12 protein-coding genes are annotated in these 16024 nt (G+C 65.9%); 10 read left to right on the top strand and 2 right to left on the bottom strand.

What is annotated here, in order from left to right; translation table 11 throughout:
* Positions 1 to 98: 98 nt before the first annotated feature.
* From AC3WR5_RS06400 to AC3WR5_RS06365, 8 genes are all read left to right on the top strand, one after another.
* On the top strand, positions 99 to 4844 hold the full coding sequence (locus AC3WR5_RS06400; RefSeq protein WP_492482844.1) for a glutamate synthase-related protein: 4746 nt from the start codon (positions 99 to 101) through the stop codon (positions 4842 to 4844).
* A gap of 31 nt (positions 4845 to 4875) precedes the next feature.
* A complete protein-coding gene (locus AC3WR5_RS06395) occupies positions 4876 to 6342 on the top strand; it encodes a glutamate synthase subunit beta (protein WP_492482842.1) in 1467 nt (488 codons plus the stop codon).
* 297 nt (positions 6343 to 6639) lie between these two features.
* The gene (locus tag AC3WR5_RS06390; RefSeq protein ID WP_141285342.1) at positions 6640 to 7482 is read left to right on the top strand and encodes an ABC transporter ATP-binding protein; all 843 of its coding nucleotides are present in this window, start codon (positions 6640 to 6642) and stop codon (positions 7480 to 7482) included.
* Positions 7482 to 8261 (top strand): lipid asymmetry maintenance ABC transporter permease subunit MlaE, encoded by a 780-nt coding sequence (gene mlaE / locus AC3WR5_RS06385; protein WP_141285340.1) that lies wholly within the window; start codon positions 7482 to 7484, stop codon positions 8259 to 8261. Before AC3WR5_RS06390 ends, mlaE begins: the two co-directional genes overlap by 1 nt.
* 49 nt (positions 8262 to 8310) lie before the next feature.
* Complete coding sequence (mlaD, locus tag AC3WR5_RS06380; protein ID WP_141285338.1) at positions 8311 to 8796, top strand: outer membrane lipid asymmetry maintenance protein MlaD; 486 nt, start codon at positions 8311 to 8313, stop codon at positions 8794 to 8796.
* Complete coding sequence (locus tag AC3WR5_RS06375; protein WP_492482839.1) at positions 8793 to 9779, top strand: MlaA family lipoprotein; 987 nt, start codon at positions 8793 to 8795, stop codon at positions 9777 to 9779. The genes mlaD and AC3WR5_RS06375 overlap by 4 nt, the downstream gene beginning before the upstream one ends.
* Positions 9780 to 9883: 104 nt before the next feature.
* Positions 9884 to 10516 carry an MlaC/ttg2D family ABC transporter substrate-binding protein gene (locus tag AC3WR5_RS06370; protein ID WP_492482837.1) on the top strand — a complete coding sequence of 211 codons (633 nt, stop codon included), beginning with the start codon at positions 9884 to 9886 and terminating at the stop codon, positions 10514 to 10516.
* 6 nt (positions 10517 to 10522) lie between these two features.
* A complete protein-coding gene (locus tag AC3WR5_RS06365; RefSeq protein ID WP_141285332.1) occupies positions 10523 to 10798 on the top strand; it encodes an STAS domain-containing protein in 276 nt (91 codons plus the stop codon).
* A gap of 73 nt (positions 10799 to 10871) precedes the next feature.
* Here the strand turns inward: AC3WR5_RS06365 and AC3WR5_RS06360 are convergent, their stop codons facing one another.
* Positions 10872 to 11738, bottom strand: coding sequence for a MurR/RpiR family transcriptional regulator (locus tag AC3WR5_RS06360; protein ID WP_141285352.1), 867 nt, complete (start codon positions 11736 to 11738; stop codon positions 10872 to 10874).
* 72 nt (positions 11739 to 11810) lie between these two features.
* Positions 11811 to 13256 (bottom strand): glucose-6-phosphate dehydrogenase, encoded by a 1446-nt coding sequence (zwf, locus tag AC3WR5_RS06355; protein ID WP_141285330.1) that lies wholly within the window; start codon positions 13254 to 13256, stop codon positions 11811 to 11813.
* A gap of 213 nt (positions 13257 to 13469) precedes the next feature.
* On the opposite strand from zwf, the gene tal reads away from it, so the two are divergent.
* Together tal and pgi are read left to right on the top strand one after the other, a co-directional pair.
* The gene (gene tal, locus AC3WR5_RS06350) at positions 13470 to 14423 is read left to right on the top strand and encodes a transaldolase (protein ID WP_492482834.1); all 954 of its coding nucleotides are present in this window, start codon (positions 13470 to 13472) and stop codon (positions 14421 to 14423) included.
* On the top strand, positions 14420 to 16024 hold the full coding sequence (pgi, locus tag AC3WR5_RS06345) for a glucose-6-phosphate isomerase (protein WP_492482832.1): 1605 nt from the start codon (positions 14420 to 14422) through the stop codon (positions 16022 to 16024). Before tal ends, pgi begins: the two co-directional genes overlap by 4 nt.

The raw sequence follows: 16024 nt of genomic DNA, 5'->3' as shown, positions 1-16024 counted from the left end.
TCATTTAATTGACTCTGACCCCAATTTATAGAACTTGAAGGGCGAGGCGTTATTGCGCACACTAGGGGCATTCCCCAGCTACCGTCGAGGATTGCGCCATGACCCAGGCCGCCACGGGACCTACCCGCCAAGAAATCGAAGCGCTCGCCGAAGGCGGCTTGTATGACCCGGCGCAGGAGCATGACGCTTGCGGTGTCGGCTTTGTGGCCCACATCCAAGGGTTGAAAGCGCACCACATCGTCGAGCAGGGCCTGAAGATCCTGGAGAACCTGGACCACCGCGGCGCGGTGGGTGCGGACAAGCTGATGGGCGACGGCGCCGGCATCCTGATCCAGATCCCGGACGAGTTCTTCCGCGCAGAAATGGCGGCGCAAGGCGTGGCGTTGCCACCGCTGGGCGAATACGGCGTTGGCATGATCTTCCTGCCGAAGGAGCATGCTTCGCGCTTGGCCTGCGAGCAGGAACTGGAGCGCGCCATCAAGGCCGAAGGCCAAGTGCTGCTGGGCTGGCGCGACGTGCCGGTGGACCGCGACATGCCGATGTCGCCCACCGTGCGCACCACCGAGCCGGTGATCCGCCAGGTCTTCATCGGCCGCGGGCAGGACGTGATCGTGCCGGACGCGCTGGAACGCAAGCTCTACGTCATCCGCAAGACGGCATCGGCCGCCATCCAGCGCCTGAAGCTCACGCACAGCCGCGAGTACTACGTGCCCAGCATGAGCTGCCGCACCATCATCTACAAGGGCCTGCTGCTGGCCGACCAGGTCGGCAAATACTACAAGGACCTGGCCGATCCGCGCACCGTCTCGGCCCTGGCGCTGGTGCACCAGCGTTTCTCGACCAACACCTTCCCGGAATGGCCGCTGGCGCACCCGTACCGCATGGTGGCGCACAACGGCGAGATCAACACCGTCAAGGGCAACTTCAACTGGATGCGGGCCCGCGAAGGCGTGATGAAGTCGCCGGTGCTCGGCGACGACCTGCAGAAGCTCTACCCGATCAGCTTTGAAGGCCAGTCCGACACCGCCACCTTCGACAACGCGCTGGAACTGCTGACCATGAGCGGCTACCCGCTCGCCCAGGCCGCGATGATGATGATCCCCGAGGCCTGGGAACAGCACGAGAAGATGGACCCGCGCCGCCGCGCGTTCTACGAGTACCACGCCTCGATGATCGAGCCCTGGGACGGCCCGGCCGCCATGGTGTTCACCGACGGCAAGCAGATCGGCGCAACGCTGGACCGCAACGGCCTGCGCCCGGCGCGCTACATCGTCACCGACGACGACCTGGTGGTCATGGCTTCCGAGAGCGGCGTGCTGCCCATTCCCGAAAACCGCATCGTCAAGAAGTGGCGCCTGCAACCGGGCAAGATGTTCCTGATCGACCTGGAGCAGGGCCGCATCGTCGACGACGCTGAACTGAAGAACCAGTTCGCCAGCGCCCGCCCGTACCGGCAGTGGATCGACAACGTGCGAGTCAAGCTGGACGACGTGCCGGCCAGCGCTGCGGCCCCCACCAGCTTCGCCGAGGCGCTGCTGGACCGCCAGCAGGCTTTTGGCTACACCCAGGAAGACATCAAGTTCCTGATGGCGCCGATGGCCATTGCCGGCGAAGAAGGCATCGGCTCGATGGGCAACGACTCGCCGCTCGCCGTGCTGTCGGACAAGAACAAGCCGCTCTACAGCTACTTCAAGCAGCTGTTCGCCCAGGTCACGAACCCGCCGATCGACCCGATCCGCGAAGCCATCGTGATGTCGCTGAACAGCTTCATCGGCCCCAAGCCCAACCTGCTGGACATCAACGCGGTGAACCCGCCGATGCGCCTCGAAGTGGCCCAGCCCATCCTGGACTTCCAGGACATGGCGCGGCTGCGCGCGATCGAGGCGCACACCAGCGGCAAGTTCAAGCCCTACGAGCTGAAGATCACCTACCCGCTGGCCTGGGGCAAGGCCGGCGTCGAGGCCAAGCTGGCTTCGCTGTGCGCCGAAGCGGTGGACGCGCTGAAGAGCGGCCACAACATCCTGATCATCACCGACCGGGCGATGGACCGCGAACACGTGGCCATCCCCGCGCTGCTCGCGCTCTCGGCCGTGCACCACCACCTGGTGCGCGAGGGGCTGCGCACGACGGCCGGCCTGGTCGTCGAGACCGGTTCGGCGCGCGAGGTGCATCACTTCGCGGTGCTGGCGGGCTACGGCGCGGAAGCCGTGCACCCGTACCTGGCGCTGGAGACGCTGACGGCGATGCACGCCGACCTGCCGGCTGATCTTTCGACCGACAAGGCGATCTACAACTACGTCAAGGCCATCGGCAAGGGCCTGTCGAAGATCATGTCCAAGATGGGCGTGTCGACCTACATGTCCTACTGTGGCGCCCAGCTATTCGAGGCCATCGGCCTGAACCGCGACATGGTCGCCAAGTACTTCCGCGGTACGGCCACGCAGGTCGAAGGCATCGGTGTGTTCGAAGTGGCTGAAGAAGCGCTGCGCAATCACCGCGCCGCGTTCGGCGAAGACCCGCTGCTCGAAGGCATGCTGGAGACCGGCGGCGAATACGCCTGGCGCACCCGCGGCGAAGACCACATGTGGTCGCCCGACGCGATTGCCAAGCTGCAGCACAGCACCCGCTCGGGCAAGTTCGACACCTACAAGGAATACGCCCAGCTGATCAACGACCAGAGTCGCCGCCACCTGACGCTGCGTGGCCTGTTCGAGTTCAAGTTTGACCCGAGCAAGGCCATTCCGCTGGAAGAGGTCGAATCGGCGGCCGACATCGTCAAGCGCTTCGCGACCGGCGCGATGTCGCTGGGCTCCATCTCCACCGAGGCCCATTCGACGCTGGCCATCGCGATGAACCGCATCGGCGGCAAGAGCAACACCGGCGAAGGCGGTGAAGACCCTGCGCGTTATCGCAACGAGTTGAAGGGCATCCCCATCAACGCTGGCACCAAGGTGTCCGACGTGGTGGGCGCCGACGTGATCGAGTCCGACTACACGCTGAAGGACGGCGACAGCCTGCGCTCGCGCATCAAGCAGGTTGCTTCCGGCCGCTTCGGCGTCACGACCGAATACCTGGTCTCTGCCGACCAGATCCAAATCAAGATGGCCCAGGGCGCCAAGCCCGGCGAAGGCGGCCAGCTGCCGGGTGGCAAGGTGACCGAGTACATCGGCCGGCTGCGCCACTCGGTGCCAGGCGTCGGCCTCATTTCGCCTCCGCCGCACCATGACATCTATTCGATCGAGGACCTGGCGCAGCTGATCCATGACCTGAAGAACGTGAACCCGCGCGCCAGCATCAGCGTCAAGCTGGTGTCGGAAGTCGGCGTGGGCACGATTGCCGCGGGCGTCACCAAGTGCAAGGCCGATCACATCGTGATCGCCGGGCATGACGGCGGCACCGGTGCATCGCCCTGGTCGTCCATCAAGCATGCCGGCTCGCCGTGGGAACTGGGTCTGGCCGAGACGCAACAGACCCTGGTGCTGAACCGGCTGCGCGGCCGCGTGCGCGTGCAGGCAGACGGCCAGATGAAGACCGGTCGCGACGTCATCATCGGCGCACTGCTGGGTGCCGACGAATTCGGCTTCGCCACCGCGCCGCTGGTGGTCGAAGGCTGCATCATGATGCGCAAGTGCCACCTGAACACCTGCCCGGTGGGCGTGGCCACGCAGGACCCGGTGCTGCGCAAGAAGTTCGCTGGCAAGCCTGAGCACGTGGTGAACTTCTTCTTCTTCGTTGCCGAAGAAGCGCGCAGCATCATGGCGCAGCTGGGCATCCGCAAGTTCGACGAGCTGATCGGCCGCGCGGACCTGCTGGACACCAAGAAGGCCATCGGCCACTGGAAGGCCAGGGGCCTGGACTTCAGCCGCGTGTTCCACCAGCCCAAAGTGCCGGCCGATGTGCCGCGCTTCCATGTCGAGTCGCAGGACCATGGCCTGGACCGCGCGCTGGACCGCAAGCTGATCGAGAAGTGCCGTGCTGCCATCGAGAAGGGCGAAAAGGTCCAGTTCATGGAGGACACGCGCAACGTCAACCGCACGGTCGGCGCCATGCTCTCTGGTGAGCTGATCCGCCACCGCCCCGAAGGCCTGCCGGACCACACCGTCTTCATCCAGATGGAAGGTACCGGCGGCCAGAGCTTTGCTTCTTTCCTGGCGCCCGGCATCACGCTGTACCTGATCGGCGAGGCCAATGACTACACCGGCAAGGGCCTGTCTGGCGGCCGGGTCGTGGTGCGCCCCAGCATCGATTTCCGCGGCGACGCCAGCCGCAACATCATCGTCGGCAACACCGCGCTGATCGGTGCCACCAGCGGCGAGGCCTTCTTCCGCGGCGTGGCCGGCGAGCGCTTCGCGGTTCGCCTGTCGGGCGCCACAGCAGTGGTCGAAGGCACGGGTGACCACGGTTGCGAGTACATGACGGGCGGCACCGTCGCGGTGCTCGGCGTGACCGGACGCAACTTCGCGGCCGGCATGTCCGGTGGCGTGGCCTACGTCTACGACGAAGATGGCAAGTTCGCCGAACGCTGCAACACCGCGATGGTGGCGCTGGACAAGGTGCTGCCTGCTGCCGAGCAGGAGGCCGGCACCGACAAGGCGCTGTTCCACCGCGGCAAGACCGACGAAGCCACGCTGAAGAAACTGATCGAGGACCACCACCGCTGGACCGGCAGCCTGCGCGCCCGCGACATCCTGGACCACTGGGCCGAATCGCGCGCCAAGTTCGTCAAGGTCTTCCCGCACGAGTACAAGCGCGCGCTGGGCGAGATGCATGCTAAGCAACAAGCCAGCGAAGTGGTGACCAAGGCAAAGGCTGTTGAAGCCTCCAAGTCTGTCCCCGCCAAATAAGCCAGCCGCAGCAAGCTAGGAATCAAACATCATGGGAAAAGTCACTGGCTTCATGGAGTACGACCGGCTCGAAGAGGGCTACCTGCCGGTCGAGTCACGCCTGAAGAACTACAAGGAATTTGTCATCGGCTTGAAGAGCGATGACGCCAAGGTCCAGAGCGCACGCTGCATGGACTGCGGCACGCCGTTCTGCAACAACGGCTGCCCGGTCAACAACATCATCCCGGACTTCAACGACCTGGTCTTCCGCAACGACTGGCGCAATGCGATCCGGGTGCTGCACAGCACCAACAACTTTCCCGAGTTCACCGGCCGCATCTGCCCGGCGCCCTGCGAAGCCGCCTGCACGCTGAACGTGAATGACGACGCGGTGGGCATCAAGTCCATCGAGCACGCCATCATCGACCGGGCCTGGGCCGAAGGCTGGGTGGCGCCGCAGCCAGCCAAGCACAAGACCGGCAAGCGCGTGGCGGTGGTCGGCTCCGGCCCGGCTGGCCTGGCCGCGGCGCAGCAGCTCGCGCGTGCCGGGCATGACGTGGTGGTGTTCGAGAAGAACGACCGCGTGGGCGGCCTGCTGCGCTACGGCATTCCCGACTTCAAGATGGAGAAGACGCACATCGACCGCCGCGTCAAGCAGATGGAAGCCGAGGGCGTGGTCTTCCGCACCGGCGTGATGGTCGGCGCGCTGCCCAAGGGTAGCAAGGTCACCAACTGGGCCAAGGAGACCGTCAGCGCCGAGCAGCTGAAGGCCGAGTTCGACGCGGTGCTGCTGGCCGGCGGCGCCGAGCAGAGCCGCGACCTGCCGGTGCCCGGCCGCGACCTCGAAGGTGTGTACTTCGCGATGGAGTTCCTGCCTCAGCAGAACAAGGTCAACGCCGGTGACAAGCTCAAGGGTCAACTGCGCGCCGAAGGCAAGCACGTCATCGTGATCGGTGGCGGCGACACCGGCTCCGACTGCGTGGGCACCAGCAACCGCCATGGCGCGGCCAGCGTCACCCAGTTCGAGCTGATGCCCACGCCGCCGGAGCAGGAAGACCGGCCCCTGACCTGGCCGTATTGGCCGTACAAGCTGCGCACCTCGTCCAGCCACGAGGAAGGCTGCCAGCGCGAGTTCGCCATTGCCACCAAGGAGTTTGTCGGCGAGAAGGGCAAGCTGACCGGCCTGAAGACGGTTCGTGTCGAATGGCAGGGCGGCAAGATGGTCGAAGTGCCGGGCAGCGAGCAGTTGCTGAAGGCTGACATGGCGCTGCTGGCCATGGGTTTCGTGAACCCGGTCGGCACCATCCTCGAAGCCTTTGGCGTGGACAAGGACAACCGTGGCAATGCCAAGGCCACCACTGAGGCGCACCACGGCTACCGCACCTCGGTTGAGAAGGTGTTCGCCGCAGGCGACATGCGCCGCGGCCAGTCGCTCGTGGTCTGGGCCATTCGCGAAGGCCGGCAGGCCGCGCGCTCGGTGGACGAATTCCTGATGGGCCACAGCGAACTGCCGCGCTGACCAGAGTCGCTTTTCCCACTGAGAAGACCCTGCCGACCGATGGTTGGCGGGGTCTTCGCGCTTTCAGCGCCGCCGAGGTATTGCATTGGCAACGGGACTTGCGTGCGACGCCAACGACAGAGGCTCAGCAGCCGGGCATTTCAGGTTGAACCCGGTATCACACGCCGGAAACCCCCGCGCCACAGGCGAAACGCCAAGATCCGGTATCCTACGCATTGACTTTCCGGTCCCCAGCCATTGGCTGCGCGTGGCCCCTCTTGTCTTCAACCCCTTTGAGTCCGGTCCTGGTGGCCGCGCTTGCCTTTGTCCCAAGCATTGATCGAGATCGACCACGTCACGTTTGGCTACGACCCGAGCCGGCGCATCCTGAACGACGTGTCGCTGAATTTCCAGCGTGGCCAGGTCACCGCCATCCTGGGCGGCTCGGGCTGCGGCAAGACCACGCTGCTGCGCCTGATTGGCGGCGTGCATGCCGTCGACAGCGGCCGGGTGGTGTTCGACGGCGAAGAAGTCAACGTGCGCGACAAGGCCCAGCTGTACCGGCTGCGCCGCAGGCTGGGCATGTTGTTCCAGTTCGGCGCCTTGTTCACCGACCTCAGCGTGTTCGAGAACGTGGCCTTCCCGCTGCGCGAGCATGGCGGTTTGAGCGAAGAAATGATCCGCGACATCGTGCTGATGAAGCTCAACGCGGTGGGCCTGCGCGGCGCTGCGGCGCTGCGCATCAGCGAGGTGTCGGGCGGCATGGCGCGGCGCATCGCGCTGGCCCGCGCGGTGGCGCTGGACCCGGAAGTCATCATGTACGACGAGCCGTTCGCCGGGCTGGACCCGATCTCGATGAGCGTGACGGCCAACCTGATTCGCAAGCTCAACGACGCCACCGGCGCGACCACGCTGATGGTCTCGCATGACGTGCAGGAGTGTTTCCTGATCGCCGACTACGCTTACCTGATGGCCGCTGGCGGCCGGGTCGTGGCACATGGCACGCCGGCCGAGCTGAGTCAGTCCGAAGAGCCGGAAGTGCGCCAGTTCATCCGCGGCGAGCCCGACGGGCCGGTGCGCTTCCACTACCCGGCTGCGCCCTTGGCCGAGCAGCTGGGCCTGGCAGCACCGGCCGCCGACACGCAGGGGGCCACGCTGTGATGGACCTCGTTGCGCGCCTGGGCGCCGCCACGTTGCGCGTGCTGCAGTCGCTGGGTCATGCGACCTTCTTCCTGTTCGACCTGATCCGCTTCCTGCCGGCGGCGCTGCGACGCTTCGGGCTGGTCGTCACGCAGTTGCACGCCATCGGCAACCGTTCGCTGGTCATCATCCTGGCCTCGGGCATGGCGGTCGGCTTCGTGCTGGCGCTGCAGATGTACTACGCGCTGGTGACCTACGGGGCGGCCGAGTCGCTGGGCCTGATCGTCAACCTGGCACTGGTTCGCGAGCTGGGGCCGGTGGTCGCCGCGCTGCTGTTCGCTGGCCGGGCCGGCACTTCGCTGACGGCCGAGATCGGCCTGATGAAGGCCGGCGAGCAACTGGCGGCGATGGAGATGATGGCGATCGACCCGCGTGCTCGCGTGCTGGCGCCGCGTTTCCTTGGCGGCATCATCTCGATGCCGCTGCTGGCCGCGCTGTTCTCGGCCATCGGCATCCTCGGCGCCTATGTCGTTGCGGTGTTGCTGATCGGCGTGGACGCTGGCAACTTCTGGTCCATCATGCAGTCGCGGGTGGACGTGTTTCGCGACGTGGGCAACGGCGTCGTCAAGTCCTGCGTGTTCGGCTTGATCTGCACTTCGGTGGCGCTGTACCAGGGCTATGAAAGCCAGGCCACGCCTGAAGGCGTGGCCCATGCGACCACGCGCACCGTCGTGATTGCTTCCCTGGGTGTGTTGGCGATGGACTTCCTGCTGACCGCCCTGATGTTCTCCACCCCTTGAGCTGCATGTCGAATCCCATGCCCAAGGCGGGAGCACGAAAGAACTGTTTATGAACAAGAAAAGCATCGAAATCCTGGTTGGCCTGTTTGTGCTGCTTGGCGCCGCCGCCATCGTTTTCCTGGCCCTGAAGGCGGCCAACCTGGCCAGCTTCTCCAGCACCGAGGGCTACCAGGTCAAGGCCCGCTTTGACAACATCGGCGGCCTCAAGCCACGCGCGCCTGTGCGTTCGGCCGGCGTCAACGTCGGACGGGTCAAGTCCATCACACTGGACCCGGCCACCTACCAGGGCCTGGTGACGCTGGAAATCAACAAGGGCGTGCAGTTCCCCAAGGACTCATCGGCCAAGATCCTGACGGCCGGCCTGCTGGGTGACCAGTACGTGGGCATCGAGCCGGGGGCAGATGACAAGAACCTGGCCGCGGGTGACGTGATCAAGCAGACCCAGTCAGCCGTGGTGCTGGAAAACCTGATCGGACAGTTCTTGTTCAACAAGGCGGCCGATGCGGGCGCCGACAGTGCAGGGGATTCCAAATGAGCATGACGACACGCCGCAGTGGCCTTGCCGCCGCGCTGCTGGTGTTGAGCCTGGCCGCGCATGCGGGCGAGGACGACATCGCGGTTGCCGCCGAGCCCTCCGAAAGCCAGCAGTCGCAGGACATTCAGGCCACGCCCGCAACGGACACGCAGCAGGTCGCGCCAGCCGAGGCGGACGCACAGCAGACCGCACCGGCGCCAGCACCAGCTGCATCCGACGCCGCGGCGGCGCCCGCTGCGGAGCCGGCGAGTGCGGTTCCCGCGGAGGCCCAGGCTGACCGTGACACCGAGCCCGGTGACAAGCCCTCGGCACCGACCCCGAACAAGCGCGACCCGTTCGAGTCCTTCAACCGCGGCGTGTTCTCGTTCAACGAAAGCCTGGACGCGCACCTGCTCAAGCCGGTGGCCGAGGGCTACAAGAAAGTCGTGCCGGAGCTGGTGCGTACCGGCGTCGAGAACGTGCTGGGCAACCTGGGCGATGTCTGGTCCACGGTCAACAACCTGCTACAGGGCAAGATCGAGGGCACGGCGCGCATGACGATGCGGGTGCTGAGCAACTCCATCATCGGCATGGGCGGCATCTTTGATCCGGCCACTGACATGGGCCTGGAGCGGCAGAGTGAAGACTTCGGCCAGACGCTGGGCCGCTGGGGCGTGCCGCCGGGGCCGTACCTGGTGCTGCCGCTGCTCGGCCCGTCGACCGTGCGCGACGCGGCCGCGACGCCGGCCAACATCTACTTCGGCCCGACCTATTTCATCGACGACTCGAACGTGTCGCTGGGCGTCGGCGTGTTGAACGTGATCAGCACCCGCGCGTCGCTGCTGGACGCGGGCCAGATGCTGGACTCGATCGCGCTCGACAAGTACAGCTTCCTGCGCGACGCCTACCTGGCTCGCCGTCGCAACCAGGTCTACGACGGCAACCCGCCGGAAGAGCCGGACGACAGCGACGCCGATGGCGCACCTGTGCCGGCCAAGCCCTGAGGCACACACAACTCGTCACGTCTCTCGCGTCGGCTGGAAGCCGGGCCCGGGCGTTGACTGCAAGCACTGACCGGGCTGTCCGCCCGCTGAAAGGAAATCCAGGCATGTCGTTCGCTCTGTTCCCGCGCGCCGCAATCGTGATCACCGTGGCCGTCTCGGCCCTCGTCTCCACCGCCGTGTTCGCTCAAGCCACCGCGCCCGATGCGCTGATCAAGGATTTGTCCACCGAGGTCATCGACACGGTGAAGTCAGACAAGGCGATCCAGGCTGGCGACGTCAGCAAGATCGTTGCCCTGGTCGACGCGAAAGTGATGCCCAACGTCAACTTCCAGCGCATGACCGCCTCGGCCGTGGGCCGCCACTGGCGCACCGCCACGCCGGAACAGCAAAAGCGCCTGCAGGACGAGTTCAAGATCCTGCTGGTGCGCACCTATGCTGGCGCGCTGACCCAGGTCAGGGACCAGACCGTGGGCCTGAAGCCTTATCGCGCTGCGGCCGAAGACACCGAAGTCGTCGTGCGCACCGAGATCAAGGGCAAGGGCGAGCCGATCCAGCTGGACTACCGGCTGGAGAAGACGGCTGCAGGCTGGAAGATCTATGACGTCAACGTGCTGGGCGTCTGGCTGGTCGAGCAGTACAAGAGCAGCTTCGCGCAGGAAATCGGCACCAGCGGCGTCGATGGCCTGATCGCCAAGCTGGCCGAGAAGAACAAGGCGGCAGCCGGTTCCAAGGGCTGATCTCGCATGATTGCCTTGCCCGCCCACCTGACGCTGCGTGAAGCGCGCGCCACGCTGGCCTCGCTGACGCCCGCGATCGCAGCCAGCACCGAGCCGGTGATCGAGGTGGACGCCGCTGCGCTGACGCACATCGATTCAGCCACGCTGGCGGTGCTGCTGGCCTGCCGGCGCAGTGCCGAGGCCCAGCAGCGGCGCTTCGCGGTGCTGAACGCGCCGGCCCGGCTGGTCGAGCTGGCCACCTTGTACGGCGTGCAGGACCTGCTGGGGCTGCAGGCGCACTGAGTTTGCTGTTCCAAACGGCCAACGGCCGCGCGAACCTCAGGTTCGTGCGGCCGTTGTGCCTTTCGGGCCTGGGCTATTCCGGCTGCGCGTAGCGCCGCATGCGCAGGTTACGCTTGATCTCCTGCAGCACCGGCCGCTGGGCCTGGCCCAGGCGCAGGGCCACGCCAGTGGTCAGGATGTCGATGATCATCAGGTGCAGCATGCGCGAGACCATCGGGCTGTAGCGGTCGTAATCTTCCGGATGGTCGGCCGCCAGCAGGATCTGGTTCTGGTTCTGCGCCAGCTGGGCCAGCGGCGAACTGCTGGCGGTGATGACGATCAGCGTCGCACCCTTGCGCAGCGCGATCTCGGCCACGTCGATCAGGTCCTTGCTGCGGCCCGAGTTGCTGATGATGACGGCGCAGTCCTCGGCCTTCAGCATCGTCGCGCTCATGATCTGCACATGACCGTCACTCATCGCCACGGCGTTGACGCCCAGGCGGAAGAACTTGTGCTGCGCGTCCTGGGCTACGATGCCGGAGTTGCCCACGCCGTAGAACTCGACCCGGCCCTTGGCCTGCGCCGTCGTCGTCAGCGCGACCAGTGCGCGCTCGAAAGCGTGGCTGGTCGCGTCATTGCGGTACTTCAGCATCGCCGCCACGGCGTTGTCGATCACCTTGACGATCAGGTCACCCGGCTTGTCGTCCTCGTCCACCGAGCGGTGCACAAACGGCACGCCTTCATTGACCGTGCCGGCCAGCTTCAGCTTGAAGTCGGCCAGCCCGTCATAGCCCACGCTGCGGCAGAAGCGCACGACGGTCGGTTTGCTGACATGCGAGCGCTCGGCCAATTCGCCCACCGGCATCGACGAAAAGCTGCGCGGGTCCTGCAGCACCAGCTTGGCCACGCGCTGCTCCGCAGGCGGCAAGGCGGGAATGGAGGCTCGGATGCGGTCCAGCATGATGGGTGACCTGGTTGGCTGTGGCTCGGGCTGGGCGAGGTTCATCGGCATGTCCTCACCTCTTTTTTCAGATCACTGCTCTTCGGCCCAGGCGAAACCGTCTCGCGCGACCAAGGCGCTGGCGGCCGCAGGCCCCCAGCCACCGGCCGCGTAGGTCTTCAGGTCGCTGGGGTTGCCTTCCCAGGCATCCAGGATGGGTTCGACCCAGCGCCAGGCCTGTTCCTGCTCGTCGCTGCGCACGAAGAGGTTCAGCCGACCGGCAATCGCGTCCAGCAGAAGGCGTTCGTAGGCGCCCACTCGCTCGGAGGGAAAGGCCTTGTCGAAGTCCAGGTCCAGTGACACCGGCGCCAGCTGCTCGGCCGGGCCGGAGCCCTTGGCGGCCAGCAGGTGCAGCTCCAACCCGTCTTCCGGCTGCAGGTTGATCACCAGCTTGTTCGCGCGGCCGTTGCTGGCAAAGATCGGGTGCGGCACCGGGCGGAAGTTGACGACGATCTGTGCGTCCCGTGCGGCCAGCCGCTTGCCGGTGCGCAGGTAGAAGGGCACGCCGGCCCAGCGCCAGTTCTGCACCTCGGTGCGCAGCGCAACGAAGGTTTCGCAGCTGCTGTTTTTCGGCACCTTCACTTCGTCCAGGTAGCCGGGCACCGGCTTGCCGTCCACCGTGCCGGCCTTGTACTGGCCGCGCAGCACGTCGCGCGTCACGCTGTCGGGCGTGAAGGGCTTGAGGGACTTCAATACCTTGAGCTTCTCGTCGCGGATGGCGTCGGCGTCGTTGGTCGACGGCGGCTCCATTGCGATCATCGTCAGCAACTGCAGCGCATGGTTCTGGATCATGTCGCGCAGCGCACCGGTGCGGTCGTAGAAGTCCCCGCGCGTGCCCACGCCGATGGACTCGGCCAGCGTGATCTGGATGTTGGCAATGCTCTCGCGGCGCCACAGCGGCTCGAACAGCGCATTCGCAAAACGCAGCGCCATCAGGTTCTGCACCGAAGGCTTGCCGAGGTAGTGATCGATGCGGAAGGCCTGGCGCTCGTTGAACACCGAGCGCACCACGCGGTTGATTTCCTGCGCGCTCGCCAGGTCGTGGCCCAACGGTTTTTCCAGCACCACGCGCACCCGTTCTTCGTTCAGCCCGGCAGCGCCCAGCTGTTCGCAGATCACCGGGAACAGGTACGGGCTGGTCGCCAGGTACAGCACCACGGTTTCGGCACTGCGCGCGTCCAGCCATTGCTTCAGGCCGGCGTAGTCCTCGGGCTTGGACAGGTCCATGCGCCGGTAATGCAGCAGGTCGGCAAAGCGGGCGAACTCCTCGTCGCTCGGCCGCTTCGAGCTTTCGACTTCGGCGAAGCGCTCCTTGATGAAGCTGCGGTAATCGTCGTCGCTGCGTTCATCTCGCGCCACCGCCAGGATGCGGCCGCCGGCTGGCAGCTTGCCATGACGGAAGGCCTGGAACAGCGCGGGCATCAGCTTGCGCCAGGTGAGGTCGCCGGTGCCGCCAAAAAACACGAGGTCGAAAGACATGGGAGTGGATGTGTAATTTAATTACCTGGTTCATGATGCATGAGTTTCTTGGACCGGTCAATCCGGCCTGCCAGGGAGGCCAGGGTCGGCTGGCGGCACCTGTCTTGCATGCGTCCACAGCGTCGGAACGTAACCGAAACGTACTTGCCGCGTCACGCAATCGCGGTCTAATTGCAGCTGCCGTGGCGCGCCCTTCGCGCGTCGGCCCTTCTGATGAACCAGCTCGACCAACTCAAGGCTTTCACCACCGTCGTTGCCGACACCGGCAACTTCAAGCAGATGGCGCAATACGCGCCACGCGACGCGACCACCAACCCTTCGCTGATCCTGAAGGCCGTGCAAAACGCGGACTACGCGCCGCTGCTCCGCGACACCGTCGCCGCGCACCGCGGCGAGCCGCTGGACCGCATCGTCGACCAGGTGCTGGTGCGCTTCGGCCTGGAGATCCTGAAGGTCGTGCCGGGCCGGGTCTCGACCGAAGTCGACGCCCGCCTGTCCTTCGACACCGCGGCCACCATCGCCCGTGCCCACTACCTGATCGGCCTGTACGAGGCTGCCGGCATTGCCCGCGAACGCGTGCTGATCAAGATCGCCGCGACCTGGGAAGGCATCCAGGCGGCCAAGGCGCTGGAGCAGTCCGGCATCCATTGCAACCTGACGCTGCTGTTCAGCTTCTGCCAGGCCGTGGCCTGCGGCGAAGCCGGCATCCAGCTGATCTCGCCCTTCGTCGGTCGCATCTACGACTGGTACAAAAAGCAGGCCGGAGCCAGCTGGGACGAGGCCGCGATGGCTGGCGCCAACGACCCCGGCGTGCGCTCGGTCAGCCACATCTACCGCTACTACAAGAAGTTCGGCATCAAGACCGAGGTCATGGGCGCGAGCTTCCGCAACGTCGGCCAGATCACTGCGCTGGCCGGCTGCGACCTGCTGACCATCAGCCCGGACCTGCTGGCCCAGCTGCAGGCCAGCGACGCGCCGCTGCAGGCCGCGCTCACGCCGACCCTGGCCGAGGCTGCCACCGATCTGCACGCCGTCAGCTACCAGGAAAGCAGCTTCCGCTACGCGCTCAACGAGGACGCGATGGGCACCGAGAAGCTGGCCGAAGGCATCCGCGCCTTTGCCGTGGACGCTGCCAAGCTCGACCAGCTGATCGTGGGCCTGCAATGAGTGCAGCCGCCGCCCCCCGCTGCGACCAGACGATTGCCTGGACGGCGCTGCAAGGCCACTTCCAGGCCCATGGCCGCGGCCTCGACCTGCGCGAAGCCTTTGCCCGTGACGCTGGCCGCTTCGCAGGGTTCAGCGTGCAGGCGCCGGAGGTGTTTGCCGACCTGTCCAAGAACCGGTGGGACGCGACCACGCGCCGCTTGCTGGTCGAACTGGCCGAAGCTTGCCAATTGCCCGCGCGGCGGGACGCGATGCTGGCCGGCGAGCCCATCAACAGCACCGAAGGCCGGGCCGTCTTGCACACCGCGCTGCGCGCCCCGCGTGGCCAGGGCCTGTTCAGCGCCGAGGTGCATGAGGTGCTGGACCGCATGCTGGCCTTTGCCGAACGCGTGCGCGACGTGGCCAGCAGCGGCATCACCGACATCGTCAACATCGGCATCGGCGGCTCGGATCTCGGCCCGCAGATGGCGATGCCGGCGCTGCAGGCGTATTCGCACCCGGGACTGCGGCTGCACTTCGTCTCCAACGTCGATGGCCACGACATCACGCCGGTGCTGTCCCAGCTGCGCCCCGAGCGCACGCTGTTCATCATCGCGTCCAAGACTTTCACGACGCAGGAGACCATGGCCAACGCCGCGGTCGCCCGCGAATGGTTCATCGCCCAGGGCGGGCAGGACATCGCAAAGCACTTCGTTGGCGTCACCACCAACCTCGAAGCCGCGGCCAAGTTCGGTATTGCCGAAACCTTCGGTTTCTGGGACTGGGTCGGCGGGCGTTATTCGCTGTGGAGTGCGATCGGCCTACCCATCGCCATCGGCATTGGCAGCGAAAACTTCCGCGCCTTCCTGGCGGGCGCGCATGTGATGGACCGCCACTTCGCCGAAGCCCCGCTGGTCGACAACCTCCCGGTGCAGCTCGGCCTGCTGGACGTCTGGTATCGCAACTTCCACGGCTTCACCAGCCGCTCGGTCGCGCCCTACCACCAGGGCTTGAAGCGCTTTCCGGCCTACCTGCAGCAGCTGGAAATGGAGTCCAACGGCAAGTGCGTGGACATGGCCGGCCAGGCCTTGCCCTATGGCACCAGCCCGGTCGTCTGGGGCGAGCCTGGCACCAATGGCCAGCACGCCTACTTCCAGATGCTGCACCAGGGCACCGATGTGATCCCGGTCGAATTCATCGCCGTGAAAACGCCCAGCCATCCGCACGCGGACCTGCACACCAAGCTGCTGGCCAACTGCCTGGCCCAGAGCCAGGCGCTGATGCTAGGCAAGACCGCGGCCGAAGCGGCCACCGAGTCCGCCCCCACCGCGTCCAAGACCTTGGACCGCGAAGTCCTCTCCCATCACCGCAGCTTCCCCGGCAACCGGCCCAGCAGCACGTTGATGCTGGACGCCTTGACGCCCAGTGCCCTGGGCGCGCTGATCGCGCTGTACGAACACCGCGTGTTCGTCAGCGGCGCGATCTGGGGCATCAACAGCTTCGACCAATGGGGTGTTGAACTCGGCAAGGCCTTGTGCAGCCAACTGCTGCCACGTTTTGGCACGGGTGATGCGGCTGGCCTTGACGGGTCCACCGCCGGACTTCTAGCGAAATTACGAGGATGA

It is taken from the genome of Ideonella sp. FW305-24, assembly GCF_058788035.1.
Note: the sequence above shows the minus strand (reverse complement) of the source record. Positions and strands in the feature narration are given on the sequence as shown.

Excerpts from the sequence above, each read along its gene's own strand:
- AC3WR5_RS06400 (WP_492482844.1), top strand. The coding sequence starts at position 99 with ATGACCCAGGCCGCCACGGGACCTACCCGCCAAGAAATCGAAGCGCTC.
- AC3WR5_RS06395 (WP_492482842.1), top strand. The coding sequence starts at position 4,876 with ATGGGAAAAGTCACTGGCTTCATGGAGTACGACCGGCTCGAAGAGGGC.
- mlaE (WP_141285340.1), top strand. The coding sequence starts at position 7,482 with ATGGACCTCGTTGCGCGCCTGGGCGCCGCCACGTTGCGCGTGCTGCAG.
- mlaD (WP_141285338.1), top strand. The coding sequence starts at position 8,311 with ATGAACAAGAAAAGCATCGAAATCCTGGTTGGCCTGTTTGTGCTGCTT.
- AC3WR5_RS06375 (WP_492482839.1), top strand. The coding sequence starts at position 8,793 with ATGAGCATGACGACACGCCGCAGTGGCCTTGCCGCCGCGCTGCTGGTG.
- AC3WR5_RS06370 (WP_492482837.1), top strand. The coding sequence starts at position 9,884 with ATGTCGTTCGCTCTGTTCCCGCGCGCCGCAATCGTGATCACCGTGGCC.
- AC3WR5_RS06365 (WP_141285332.1), top strand. The coding sequence starts at position 10,523 with ATGATTGCCTTGCCCGCCCACCTGACGCTGCGTGAAGCGCGCGCCACG.
- AC3WR5_RS06360 (WP_141285352.1), bottom strand. The coding sequence starts at position 11,738 with ATGCTGGACCGCATCCGAGCCTCCATTCCCGCCTTGCCGCCTGCGGAG.
- zwf (WP_141285330.1), bottom strand. The coding sequence starts at position 13,256 with ATGTCTTTCGACCTCGTGTTTTTTGGCGGCACCGGCGACCTCACCTGG.
- tal (WP_492482834.1), top strand. The coding sequence starts at position 13,470 with ATGAACCAGCTCGACCAACTCAAGGCTTTCACCACCGTCGTTGCCGAC.
- pgi (WP_492482832.1), top strand. The coding sequence starts at position 14,420 with ATGAGTGCAGCCGCCGCCCCCCGCTGCGACCAGACGATTGCCTGGACG.